A 12,913-nucleotide genomic window follows, 5' to 3' on the forward strand; every position below is an offset into this window, starting at 1 on the left:
ATGCGCTGGGTCTGCATTGTTTTCCCGCAACTGGCGCTGGACGCGGCATTGCGTCAGCGCGCCGATCCTGATGAACCCCTGGCGTTGCTGACCGGCCCGGCCCAGCGCCGGGTGCTGCAGGCCGTCAACGCTGCGGCGCGGGCGCTGGGTTTGCGTCCCGGCCAGTCCATGAGCGCGGCACAGGCCTTGAGCAAGGGTTTTGCCACGGCTGAATACGACGCCAGTGAAATCGAGCGCTGGCAGCAGTTTCTCGCCGCCTGGGCCTATCGCTTCAGTTCCCAGGTCAGCGTGCATTACCCCCGGGCCGTGGTGTTCGAGATCGAATCCAGTCTTGGCCTGTTCGGCGCCTGGCCGCAATTCGAAGCGCTTTTGCGCCGTGAGCTCGGCGAACTGGGGTTTCGGCACCGCATCGTGGCCGCGCCCAACCCGGTGGCGGCGCGGGTGCTGGCCAATGCCTATGACGGCCTGGTGGTCCCGGATGATCAAGCCTTGCAGCATCACCTGGGGCAGATGCCCGTCGACCGGCTCGGCCTCGAAGCACAGGTTGCCACGGCCTTGTCGCGCATGGGCCTGCGCACCTTGAGCCAGGTGCAGGCGTTGCCCCGGCAGAGCCTGGCCCGGCGTTTCGAGGCCCAGGTGCTCAAGCATCTGGATGCCCTGTCGGGTGTGCGGCGGCTGGCACTGGCGTTTTACCTGCCGCCGGACCGCTTCGATGTGCGTATCGAGCTCAATTTCGATGTGCAGTCCCATCAAGCCCTGCTGTTTCCGTTGCGCCGGTTGACGGGCGACCTGTCGGCGTTCCTCTGCGGTCGCGACAGCGGCGTACAGCGTTTCGACCTGCATCTGGAGCACGCCAGGTTGCCGGATACGCTGATCAAGGTCGGCCTGCTCAGCGCCGAGCGTGATCCGGCGATGCTCTTCGAACTGGCCCGGGGGCGGCTGGAGCAAGTCCAGGTCGAGGCGCCGGTGCGTGGCTTTCGCTTGCGTGCCGAGGATTTGCCGAGCTTCGTGCCCCAGCATCAGGAGCTGTTCGACGATCGTCCGCAGCAGTCCTTGCCCTGGGAGCAACTGCGCGAACGCCTGCGGGCACGGCTGGGGGATGACGCGGTGCATGGCCTGCGCTTCCAGGCCGATCATCGCCCCGAGTGCGCGTGGCAGGCCAGTGCCGACAGCCTGCCTTGCGCAGCGCTGGGCGCCGTGAAGCGGCCGGGCTGGCTGCTGACCGAGCCGCTGGCCCTGCATCAGGGGGCGGCGCGCATCCTCATGGGGCCGGAGCGTATCGAGTCGGGCTGGTGGGACGGTGACGACGTACGCCGCGACTATTACCTGATCGAAACCCGTGCCGGCCAACAGGGCTGGGCCTACCGGGCGGTCGGCGAGGACGGCCCGTTGTGGTTGCAGGGCTGGTTCGCATGAGCCGCGACTATGCCGAATTGCACTGCCTGTCGAACTTCAGCTTCCAGCGCGGTGCCTCCAGTGCCCTCGAGCTGTTCCAGCGCGCGAAAAAGCAGGGTTACCAAGCCCTGGCGATCACCGACGAATGCACCCTGGCGGGCATCGTTCGTGCCTGGCAAGCGGCGAAGTCCGTGGAGTTGCCGCTGATCATCGGCAGTGAAATACGCATCGAGAACGGTCCGAAACTGGTGCTGCTGGTGGAGAGCCTCGAGGGCTATCAGGCGCTGTGCCGATTGATCACCCGCGCCCGGCGCCGTACGCACAAAGGCCAGTATCAGGTGCTGCGCGAAGACTTCGGCGAACCGTTGCCGGGGCTGTTGGCGTTGTGGGTGCCGGACGCTGTCGATGCCTTTGCACAGGGCCACTGGCTCAAGCAGGTCTTCGGCGAACGCCTGTGGCTGGCGGTGCAGTTGCATCGCGGTCAGGACGATGGGCAACGCCTGAGCGATTTGCTCACACTGGCTCGGGAACTGCGAATTCCAGCCGTGGCCAGTGGCGATGTGCACATGCACGCACGCGGACGACGGGCCTTGCAGGACACCATGACCGCGATCCGTCACCACCTGCCGGTGGCCGATGCCGGGTTGCGCCTGCATCCCAACGGCGAGCGTCATCTGCGCAGTCTCGATGTGCTGCAGGCGCTTTATCCGCCAGACTTGCTGGCGCAAACGCTGGTCATTGCCCGGCGCTGCACCTTCGACCTCGGCCAGCTGCGTTATCAATACCCCCGCGAACTGGTGCCGCAAGGGCACTCGGCCACCTCGTGGCTGCGTCATTTGACCGAGGAGGGCATCGAGTGGCGCTGGCCTAAAGGGCCGAAAAACGAAGTGTTGGTGCAGATCGATAAAGAGCTGCAACTGATCGCGGAGCTTGGCTATGAAAGTTATTTCCTGACGGTCCACGACATCGTCCGCTTTGCCCGCCAGCAACAGATTCTTTGTCAGGGTCGTGGTTCTGCCGCCAACTCGGCAGTGTGCTTCGCCCTGGGGATCACCGAAATCGATCCGGATCGCACCACGTTGCTGTTCGAGCGCTTCCTGTCCAGGGAACGTAACGAACCGCCGGACATCGACGTCGATTTCGAACATGAACGCCGCGAAGAAGTCTTGCAGTACGTGTTCCAGCGTTATGGCCGGGCCCGCGCCGCGCTGACGGCGGTGGTCAGCACTTACCACGCCGCCGGTGCGGTACGGGATGTGGCCAAGGCCTTGGGCTTGCCGCCGGACCAGATCAACGCCCTGGCCGATTGCTGCGGTCACTGGAGCGATGAAACGCCCCCCGTCGAGCGCCTGCGTGAAGGTGGTTTTGACCCGCAGAGCCCTGTGCTGCACCGGGTGCTGAGCCTGACGGGGCAGTTGATCGGCTTCCCCCGGCATTTGTCCCAGCACCCCGGCGGTTTCGTGATTTCCGAGCAGCCGCTGGACAGTCTGGTGCCGGTGGAAAACGCCGCCATGGCCGAGCGCACCATCATCCAGTGGGACAAGGATGACCTCGACGCCGTGGGCCTGCTCAAGGTCGATATCCTGGCGCTGGGCATGCTCAGCGCGATTCGTCGATGTTTCGATCTGCTGCGCCGGCACCGGGGCCTGGACCTGAGCCTGGCGACCATCCCGCCCGAGGATGCGGCCACCTACGAAATGATCGGTCGGGCCGACACCATCGGCGTGTTCCAGATCGAGTCCCGGGCGCAGATGTCGATGTTGCCGAGGCTCAGGCCCAAGACGTTTTACGATCTGGTGATCGAGGTCGCCATCGTTCGGCCGGGACCGATCCAGGGCGGCATGGTGCACCCGTACCTGCGGCGACGGAACAAGGAAGAGCCGGAGGCGTATCCGTCGCCGGAACTGGAGGTGGTGCTCAAGCGCACTCTTGGCGTGCCGCTGTTTCAGGAGCAGGTGATGCAGATTGCCATCGTCGCCGCCGACTACAGCCCCGGCGAGGCCGATCAGCTACGCCGCTCCATGGCCGCCTGGAAACGCCACGGCGGGCTCGAACCGCACAAGGAGCGGCTGGCCGCCGGGATGAAGAAAAACGGCTACACCGCCGAGTTCGCCGCGCAGATCTTCGAGCAGATCAAGGGCTTTGGCAGCTACGGTTTTCCCGAGTCCCACGCCGCCAGTTTTGCCTTGCTGACTTACGCCAGTTGCTGGTTGAAATGCCACGAGCCGGCGGCCTTCGCCTGTGCGCTGATCAACAGCTGGCCGATGGGGTTCTACAGCCCGGACCAGATTCTGCAGGACGTTCGGCGTCATCATTTGCAGGTTCGCCCGGTGGACGTGCGCGCCAGTGACTGGGATTGCAGCCTGGAACCGATCAGCGGTGCGCAACCGGCGATTCGCTTGGGGCTGCGCATGATCAAGGGCTTTCGCGAGGACGATGCCCGACGCATCGAGGCGGCCCGTTCGCAAGGCGCGTTCGCCGACATCGCCGACCTCGGTGAGCGGGCGCGACTCGATGCCCGCGCCCAGGAGCAACTGGCCGATGCCGGCGCGTTGCGTGGCCTGGCCGGCGACCGCCACCGGGCGCGCTGGGAAGTGGCCGGGGTACAAAAGCAGCTGGGTTTGTTTGCCGGCCTGCCGAGCCAGGAGGAGGACGCGGTGGCGCTGCCCAAACCCACCGTGGGCGAGGACCTGCAAGCCGATTACGCCAGTGTCGGCACCACCCTCGGGCCGCATCCGCTGGCCCTGTTGCGGGGTGAGTTGAAGGCGCGGCGCTGCCGCAGTTCAAAAGAATTGCTGGACGTCGAGCACGGTCGGCCGGTCAGCGTCGCCGGGCTGGTCACCGGCCGGCAACGCCCGGCCACTGCCAGCGGCGTGACCTTCGTCACCCTCGAGGACGAGTTCGGCAACGTCAACGTGGTGGTGTGGCGCGACCTGGCCGAGCGTCAGCGCCAGGTGCTGGTCGGCTCGCAGCTGCTCAAAGTCGATGGGCGCTGGGAGAAGGAGGGCGAGGTCCGGCATCTGATCGCCGGACGCTTGAGTGACCTGAGTGCGTTGCTCGATGGCATCACTGTGCGTAGCCGGGACTTTCATTGAACGCAGAGGGCATTGTGTGAGGGGCTTGTCTGTGGCGAGGGGGCTTGCCCCCGTTGGGCCGCGAAGCGGCCCTCAAATCTGAAAACTCGGTTACACAGGTGCACCGCATTCACCGATTTTACGACGGCTTCGCCGCCGAACGGGGGCAAGCCCCCTCGCCACAGTGAGTGCGATACCCAATTTACTTGGCAATCGGCCAAAACCGCTCGCCACCGCCCGGGGCATCCGTCCACGCCTGCAGCGAGCGCGTCGGCAAATCGAAGTAATCCCGCGTGCGCGCATAGCCATGTCCGCCCATGCGTCCGATGGCATCGAGCCCCAACTGATCGATGTACAGGGTTTTCGGGTCGATCAGTTCGTCACGCACATGCGCCATCAGCACTTCACCAAAGATGATCTCCCGGGATTGGCCGATGGACAGCGCCATCATCCGCCGGCACTCCAGCGCCACCGGGGCTTCGCCGATGCGCGGGCATTTGACCGTGGTGCCGGGGATGGCGGTGAGGCCGGCGGCGGTCAGTTCGTCGAAGCCGGGGGCAAAGGGCACGGCGCAGACGTTCATGGCCTCCACCAGGGCGTCGCTGACGATGTTCACGGTGAATTCCTGATTGAGCTGGATATTGCGGGTGGTGTCCTTGGGGCTTTGGTCGCCGTAGTTTTCCACGCCAAGGGCAAGGATGGGCGGATCGGCCGACAGCGCATTGAAAAAGCTGAACGGCGCCGCATTGATCCGGCCTTCGCCGTCGACGGTGGTGACCAGGGCAATCGGTCGTGGCACGACGCTGCCGATCAGAATCTTGTATTTGTCCCGTGGGCTCAGTGTGCTGAAGTCAAAGCTTTGCATAGGCAGAATTCCCTAAAGGAGAGGTTCGATCGCGCTTAGCGGCGTCTGTGCGCTGTAGTCGTCGGCGAACGGGATGGCCGGCTGGAACAGGCTTTTCCAGTCCGGTTGGCCGAAGGCCCGGTCGCTGTGGCTGCGCATCAGTTTTTCGAATTGGCGTTGGGCTTGGCGTTGCAGGGCGGGGTAGTCGACGCCCTCGACCTGGCCGTCCTGCATCACGCAGCGACCATCGATGTAGCTGGCGATGCAGTCGTCGCCGCGACCGGCCAGTACAAGATTTTTCAGCGGGTCGAACAAAGGCCCCAGGTGCATTCCGCGCAGGTTGAACACGCTGATGTCGGCCTTGCAGCCTGGCGCCAGTCGTCCGAGATCATCACGCCCCAGTGCTTTGGCGCCGCCAAGGGTCGCGGCGTTGTACATATCCAGTGTGCTGGTCAGCGAGTTGCCGCCCTCCATCAGTCGGGCGATGTTCAGGCCCTGGCGCATGTTATCGAGCAAGTCCGCTGGCCAGGTGTCGGTGCCGAGGGCGAAGTTGACGCCCCTGGCCCGATAGCGGCCAAACGAATTCAAGGCCTCGCCGTCCCGGGCAAACACCACCGGGCAATGCACCAGGCTCGCGCCGCCATCGACCACTCGCTGAAGTTCGTCATCACCCTGGGTGTAGATGCCGTGGGGCAGCAGGCTGCGCGGGTTCAGTAGCCCAAGCTGCTGCAACCAGCCCAGCGGCGAGGTGCCGCGCAGTTGCTCGACCATCGCCACTTCACCGAGGCCCTGGCAGCAGTGCAGGCGCATCGGTGCGTTCAGTTCCCGGCTCAGCGCGGCGGTGCGTTGCAGCAGTGCGGGGGTGCAGGTCTGGATGCGATCGGGCAGCAACGCGCCGCGAATCAGGCCGTTGTTCGCGCCGTCGAAGTCCCGGAAAAACCGTTCGGCGGCATCGAGGCCGGCCATGCCCCGGGCTTCGTCCCAGTGGTGCGCCAGGGTGCCATCGGCGCGCCAGTAACTCATGCCGCTCATGTAGCAGGGGCCCAGGTAAGTGCGCAGTCCCAACTCGGCCGCCACGCCGGCGACCGCCGCGAACTCGTCGTAGGTCTCGGCCCACTCGCGGTAATACATCGAGGTGATCGGCATGGCGGTGGTGATGCCGTTGCGGATCAGTTGCGTGAAGGCGTAGCGGTATTTGAAGACTTCTTCTTCGGGGCTGTAGCTTTCCCGCGATCCACGCGCCAGATACTGCGCCGACCACATCCGGCCCATGTCGCGCTCGTCGCCGTTGTCCAGGGTCAACACCGTGGAATCGAGATCGCCAAGGGCATCCAGATCGATGAAGCCGGGGCCGATCAGCGCGTTGCCGTAATCGATCCACTGATCTACCGGGCCCGGATAGCTGCGCCCGACAAACTCGATGCGCGAGCCTTCGAACACCACTTCGCCGTCGCGCCACAGCACATGCTGCGTGCCGTCGAAGCCGACCACGCAACTGGCTCGCAAGCCGATGCGCTTCACAGGCGGCTTTCCAGCAAACGACCACCCTCAGCGATCAAACGACCCGCGCGATAGACTTGACGCGGCGGTCGCGAAACCACCGCTTCACCCAGCGTTTGCACGGGCATCAGCAGGAAGTCCGCCGGCTGGCCGATCTCCAGGCGATTGGCTGCGCAACCCAGCGCCTGGGCGCCGTTGACAGTCGCCGCGTCGAACGCCGCCGCCAGTTCTTCGTCCTTGTTCAAATCGAAACGGAACGCCAGCAGCATCGCTCGCTCCAGCATGTCGCCATTGCCCATGGGCGACCAGGCATCACGAATGCCGTCCGAGCCCAGGCACAGGTTCACGCCGGTTTCGCGCAGGGCCAGGAACGGCGGCACCGCGCAATCGGCCGGGGCCGAACTCATCAGCGAAATACCCAGTGTTGCCAGGCGCTCGGCCACCGGTTTGACCTGGCTCCATGGCAGCATGCCGAGGCAGTAGGCATGGCTGATCATCACTCGACCTTGACGGCTGAAACGCTCGGTGTAGTCGGCGATCAGGGCGATCTGCCACAGGCCCAGTTCGCCCTTGTCGTGCAGGTGAATGTCGACGCCACGGTCGAATTCGCTGGCCAGCTTGAAGACGAAATCCAGTTGGGCAATCGGGTCGTTGTCGATGCCGCACGGGTCCAGGCCACCGACGTTCTCCACGCCCAGGGCCATGGCTTCGCGCATCAGTTCGGCGGTGCCGGGGCGGCTGATCAGGCCGGTTTGCGGGAACACCACCAGTTGCAGGTCGATCAGGTCGCGGTATTGTTCGCGCAGTTGCTGCATGGCCTCGACATGCCGCAGGCCGAACTCCGGGTCGATGTCGACGTGGCAACGCATGGTCAGCGAGCCGCGGGCGATGCAGTTTTCCAGCAAGGCGCCGGCACGTTGGGCGATGGGGGTGGTGACTTCGCGCAGGATGCGCCGTTCGTTGGCGATGTAGTCCTTGAGGGTCGGACCGGCGCTGTTGGGGCGCCAGGGCTGGCCCCAGAGGGTTTTGTCCAGGTGGACGTGGCTTTCCACCAGGGCGGGGGTGAGCAACTGGTTCTGGCCGTCGATGTCGGTGGCGCAGAGGGCCTCGTTCGAAGCCGGACGGCGTTGGGTGAACCGACCGTTGTCGATCAGCAGGTCTTCGGCGGGGGTGCCGTAGGGGCGCACGTTGCGCAGCCAGCGGGGTTGGGTCATTCAAAACCTCAAATTCTGTGGTGTTTGGGAGGGCCTCATCGCTGGCAAGCCAGCTCCCGCAGTGATCTGTGTTGGGCACAAAATTTGTGAACACCACCAAACCCTGTGGGAGCTGGCTTGCCAGCGATGGCCGCGACTCGGTTTCAAGTCAAACAATCAGCCCTTGAGCTTCGCCCAAATACGGTCCTGCAGCTCCCGCGCCTTGTTGCTGCATTCCTTTTCAGGACGCAGGCGCGAGGCGAATTCGTCGGGCATGTTGATGGCATCCATCACCCGCCATTTGGCGTCGATCAGCTTGTCGCTCTGGATGCCGTTGTCGTAGGCGATGGCGTTGGACACGGCGGCGGCGTTTTCCGGTTTCATCATCCAGTCGATGAAGATCTTCGCGTTGCCGGGGTGTGGCGCGCTCTTGGGTACGGCGAAGTTGTCCTGGAACATGGCCAGGCCTTCCTTCGGATAGACGTACTTGATGGTGCTCTTCTGCAGGGTGGCGCGGGCAGTGGAGCCGTTCCAGTTCTGCATCATGATCACTTCGCCGGAGGCCATGCGGTCGACGGTGTTGTCCGAGCTGTACATCTTCAGGAAGGGTTTCTGCTTCTGCAGCAGTTCGAGGATGCGCTTGGCGTCCTGCGGGTTTTCGCTGCACTCGTCGACATTCAGGTAGTGGCTGGCGGCGTTGATCACGTTGCTGGAGGTGTCGAGGGCCGCGAGTTGGCCTTGCAGTTCCTTGCGTGGTTCGAAGAACTCTTTCCACGAGTCGTCGAGCTTGCCGCCGGGCACCCGGGCGCTGTCATAGGAGAACCCGGTGGTGCCCCACAGGTACGGTGCCGAGAACTTGCGGCCCGGGTCGAAGCTCGGGTCGCGGAATGCCGGTTTGACGTACTGGAAGTTGGGCAGGGCCGAGGCGTCGATTTCCAGCAGCAGGTCCTGGTTGATCAGGGTGCGCATGATCGATTGCGACGGCACGATCACGTCATAGGCAGCGCCACCGGCCTGCAGTTTGGCCAGCAGGGTTTCGTTGCTGTCGTAGCCGTCCATGGTGACCTTGATGCCGGTCTCCTTTTCGAACTTGGCCAGCAGGTCGACCGGGTAGTAATCGGTCCAGTTGTAGAAGAACAGCTCCTTGGGCTCGGCGGCCTGGGCGCCGAACGCAGTGAGTGCGGTGAAGCAACTCAAGGCCAGACTGGCAACGGCGAAACGCATGCTTTTCACTTTATTGCTCATAAAAGTAACCTCCAGGCTCATTGTTGTTTGCCGCGCTGTCCCAGCCAGAAGGCCAGCACCACCAGCACGATGGAAATCACCAGCATCAGGGTCGAAATCGCATTGATCTCCGGCGTCACGCCGGCCTTGATCGCCGAGAAGATGTACACCGGCAAGGTGGTCGAACCGGGACCTGCGACGAAGAAGGTCATGATGAAATCGTCGAGGCTGACCACGAACGCCAGCACCGAACCGGACAGCACCGCCGGCCACAGCAGCGGCAAGGTCACCCGGCGAAACACCTGCCAGGGGTTGGCGTACAGATCGTTCGCCGCTTCCAGCAGGCTCTTGTCCAGGTCATTGAGCCGCGCGCGGATCGGCAGGTAGGCAAAGGGGATGCAAAAGCCGATGTGGGCGACGATCACCGTCAGCAGACCGAGCTTGATCCCCAGCGCCATGAACAGCAGCAGGGTGGCGACGGCCGTGACGATCTCCGGCAGGATCAGCGGCAGGTTGATCCCGCCTTCGACCATTTTCTGTCCGTAGAACGGCCGGTAAGTCGCCAGCGCCGCGAGCAGGGCAATCGCCGTGGCGCAGACCGTGGCGATGCCGGCGACGATGATCGAGTTCAACGCCGCGGTCTGGATCGACGGGTTGGCCAGGATGCGTCCGTACCAGGCGAACGAAAACTCGGTCCATACCGTCGCCGAACGGTTGGCGTTGAAGCTGTAGGCGATCAGCACGAAGATCGGCAAGTACAGATAGGCCAGCATCAACAGGCTGACTTCACGGGTCAGCGGCAGTTTCTTCAGGTGCAGGGCAATCATGCTTGGGCTCCTCGACGCAGGGTCTTGGCGGCATTGCGGCTATAGAGGGCGTAGAGCACCAGGGACAGCAACATGATCCCCAGCAGCAGGAACGACAGCGAACTGCCCAGCGGCCAGTTGCGCGCGGTGCCGAACTGCTGCTGGATCAGGTTGCCGATCATCAGCGTCTTGCCACCGCCGAGAATCGCCGGGGTAATGAAGGCACCCAGGCTCGGCACGAACACCAGCAAGGCACCGGCAATCACCCCCGGCATCGACAGCGGCAAAATGATCCGCCGCAACGCATGCCAGCGATTGGCGCCCAGGTCGTAGGCCGCTTCCACCAGGCGCCAGTCGAGTTTCTCCAGGGTCGAGTAGATCGGCAGGATCATGAACGGCAGGAAGCTGTAGACCAGGCCGACGCTGACCGCGAAGTCGTTGTAGAGCAGGGTGATGCCGCCGGCCTGGGGGAACAGCGCGTTGAGGCTCTGGGCGACCCAGCCGTGTTCACGCAGGATGATCAGCCAGGCATAGTTGCGGATCAGCAGGTTGGTCCAGAACGGGATGGTGATCAGCAACACCATCAGGTTGCGTCGGCGCGGCGTCAGGCTCGACATCCACAACGCCACCGGAAAGCCGAACAGGAAACACAACACCGTGGTGCCACCGGCTTGGAACACCGAGCGCAACAACGCTTGGGCGTAGACCCAGTTCAGTTCCAGTTCACCGTCGAAACCTTCCTGGAAAAACAGCTGCACGTAACTTTGCAATTGCCAGTTGGCCTGCCAGTCGACGCCACCATAGACGTTGCGTGGCAACAGGCTGATGTAGCCCATGATGCCCAGCGGAATGGCGATCAGGGCCAGCAGGGTCAGGACGACCGGGCTGAGCAACAGCGCGCGGTTGAGGGCCGGGGAAGTGCTGCTGACGCTCATCTCAGGCCTCCATCAGCAGGCAGGCGTGGGGCGGCAAGTTGACCGCGATGCGATCGCCCACCACCCGCCCGTGGCTCAGGCCTTCGTTGTTCTCGCGCAGCATGACCTTGATGTCGTTGTTCAATCGGCACTGATAGAGCGTGGCCGTGCCGACGTACAGCACGGCCTCGATCACGCCGCGCAGGTGATGGGGCTGCGACGGCTCGACCAGTTGCGAACGCTCGGGGCGGAACGCCAGTTGCACCTTGCTGCCGTCAAAGCCCTGGGCCGGGCAGGGGATTTCCACGGGCATGCCGTTGGGCACGAAGAGCTTTTCGTTCTGCTGGCCGCGCTTGAGGTGCCCGGGGAGGAAGTTGATGTCGCCGATGAATTGCGCGACGAACTGGTGCTGCGGACGTTCGTAGATCTCGTTGGGCGTACCGATTTGCAGGATCTTGCCGGCGGACATCACGGCAATGCGATCGGACAGGGTCAGCGCTTCTTCCTGATCGTGGGTGACGAAAATGAAGGTGATCCCGGCTTCTTTTTGCACGCGCTTGAGTTCGACCTGCATTTCCTTGCGCAGCTTGAGGTCCAGCGCCGACAGCGGCTCATCGAGCAACAACACTTTCGGTTTCGGCGCCAGGGCCCGGGCCAGAGCCACCCGTTGCTGTTGGCCGCCGGACAGTTCGGCCGGTTTGCGTTTGGCCAAGTGCTGCATTTGCACCAGCGCGAGCATTTCCTCGACCCGCTGCGGGATCAGTTTGCGATCAAGGCCCTGCATCTCGAGGCCGAAGGCGATATTCTGCGCAACACTCATGTGCGGAAACAGCGCGTAACTCTGGAACACCGTGTTGACCCGACGCTTGAACGGCGGCAAATCGTTGACCGGCTCGCCCGCGAGGCGGATCTCACCGTCGCTGACGTGCTCGAAGCCGGCAATGGTGCGCAGCAGGGTGGTCTTGCCACAGCCGGAGGGGCCGAGCAGGGTGAAGAATTCGTTGTCGGCGATGTCGACAGAGACATTGTCGAGGGCTGGCGCCAGCCCGGGGTCGTCGGAATATCGCTTTGAGACGTTTCGCACTTCAATTGCAACTGGATGACCCATAATGGTGCATTCCTCTAATTATTGTATGCAAAATCTGGATGCAATTTAGAAATACCCGGATTAACCTGCTCGTGCAAGCCCCTTTTTCAAAGGCTGATCATTCGCCAGGGGTGTTTGCACAGGGCGTTAGGAGTTGATGAATGACGGAAAAGAAACTGGAAACCACGGTGGACCGCGTCTACCAAGGGGTTTACGAGGCGATCAGCAAGCGTTCGTTGCGTCCGGGGATGAAGCTGGGCGAAGCCTCGCTGGCCGAGCTGTTCAACGTCAGCCGCACGTCTGTGCGGGCTGCGCTCAAGCAGTTGGAGGCCGATGGGTTGGTCACCACCGAGCCCAATAAAGGTGCATCGGTGTCATTGCCCAGTGACGAGGAGATCCGCTCGCTGTTCGAAACCCGGCGTCTGGTCGAGATCGGTATCGTCAGCGAACTGTGCCGTCGCCGTGATACAGCGGTGACCCAGGATCTGCGCGATCACCTGCTGCTGGAAGATGAAGCGCATCAAAGCGGTGATCACGAACGGCTGATTCACCTGCTCGGCGAGTTCCACATCAAACTGGCCCGCAGCCTGAACAACCCGGTACTGCTCGACTGGTTCCAGAAGCTGATCTCCCGGGCGTCGCTGTACGCCGCCGCGCTCGATGACGACAGCCACGAAGCCTGCCGCGACGATGAACACCTGCGGTTGATCGAATACATCGAAGCGGGCAACCAGAGCGCGGCCATCGAGCTGACCTGCATGCATTTGAATGGCATCGAGAAGGCCATTCTCGATGTCGCGGCGACCCTGAAAAGCAGTTACAACCCGCTCAAGCACCTGATTGAGGTGTAGCGTTTTACGCCGGTACTGTTCATGA

The 12,913-nt window shown here is 63.3% G+C and carries 10 protein-coding genes; 3 read left to right on the forward strand and 7 right to left on the reverse strand.

Features of this window, described 5'->3' with window-relative positions:
* Positions 1-1,416 carry a Y-family DNA polymerase gene (locus AB7M25_RS13625; RefSeq protein ID WP_429561203.1) on the forward strand — a complete coding sequence of 472 codons (1,416 nt, stop codon included), beginning with the start codon at positions 1-3 and terminating at the stop codon, positions 1,414-1,416.
* A complete protein-coding gene (locus AB7M25_RS13630; RefSeq protein ID WP_429561204.1) occupies positions 1,392-4,490 on the forward strand; it encodes an error-prone DNA polymerase in 3,099 nt (1,032 codons plus the stop codon). Before AB7M25_RS13625 ends, AB7M25_RS13630 begins: the two co-directional genes overlap by 25 nt.
* Before the next feature lie 181 nt (positions 4,491-4,671).
* Here AB7M25_RS13630 and AB7M25_RS13635 read toward each other — a convergent pair whose 3' ends face one another.
* The 7 genes from AB7M25_RS13635 to AB7M25_RS13665 all read right to left on the reverse strand — a co-directional run bounded on the left by AB7M25_RS13635 (position 4,672) and on the right by AB7M25_RS13665 (position 12,058).
* Entirely contained in the window at positions 4,672-5,334 is a 663-nt protein-coding gene (locus AB7M25_RS13635) for a flavin reductase family protein (RefSeq protein WP_150723605.1), read from the reverse strand.
* A 12-nt stretch (positions 5,335-5,346) separates the two neighbouring features.
* Positions 5,347-6,834 carry an amidohydrolase family protein gene (locus AB7M25_RS13640; protein WP_454237455.1) on the reverse strand — a complete coding sequence of 496 codons (1,488 nt, stop codon included), beginning with the start codon at positions 6,832-6,834 and terminating at the stop codon, positions 5,347-5,349.
* Positions 6,831-8,027 (reverse strand): amidohydrolase family protein, encoded by a 1,197-nt coding sequence (locus tag AB7M25_RS13645; RefSeq protein ID WP_454237456.1) that lies wholly within the window; start codon positions 8,025-8,027, stop codon positions 6,831-6,833. The genes AB7M25_RS13640 and AB7M25_RS13645 overlap by 4 nt, the downstream gene beginning before the upstream one ends.
* A 156-nt stretch (positions 8,028-8,183) precedes the next feature.
* Positions 8,184-9,251 carry an extracellular solute-binding protein gene (locus AB7M25_RS13650; protein ID WP_454237457.1) on the reverse strand — a complete coding sequence of 356 codons (1,068 nt, stop codon included), beginning with the start codon at positions 9,249-9,251 and terminating at the stop codon, positions 8,184-8,186.
* Between the two features lie 17 nt (positions 9,252-9,268).
* Positions 9,269-10,057 carry an ABC transporter permease gene (locus AB7M25_RS13655; RefSeq protein ID WP_429394649.1) on the reverse strand — a complete coding sequence of 263 codons (789 nt, stop codon included), beginning with the start codon at positions 10,055-10,057 and terminating at the stop codon, positions 9,269-9,271.
* Positions 10,054-10,971, reverse strand: coding sequence for an ABC transporter permease (locus AB7M25_RS13660; RefSeq protein ID WP_007995937.1), 918 nt, complete (start codon positions 10,969-10,971; stop codon positions 10,054-10,056). The genes AB7M25_RS13655 and AB7M25_RS13660 overlap by 4 nt, the downstream gene beginning before the upstream one ends.
* A 1-nt stretch (position 10,972) precedes the next feature.
* On the reverse strand, positions 10,973-12,058 hold the full coding sequence (locus AB7M25_RS13665) for an ABC transporter ATP-binding protein (protein ID WP_454237458.1): 1,086 nt from the start codon (positions 12,056-12,058) through the stop codon (positions 10,973-10,975).
* A 140-nt stretch (positions 12,059-12,198) separates the two neighbouring features.
* Here AB7M25_RS13665 and AB7M25_RS13670 point away from each other — a divergent pair, with 140 nt between their 5' ends.
* A complete protein-coding gene (locus AB7M25_RS13670; RefSeq protein WP_007973313.1) occupies positions 12,199-12,888 on the forward strand; it encodes a GntR family transcriptional regulator in 690 nt (229 codons plus the stop codon).
* Positions 12,889-12,913 lie beyond the last annotated feature (25 nt).

The sequence above is a fragment of the Pseudomonas sp. AP3_22 TE3818 genome (assembly GCF_053628995.1).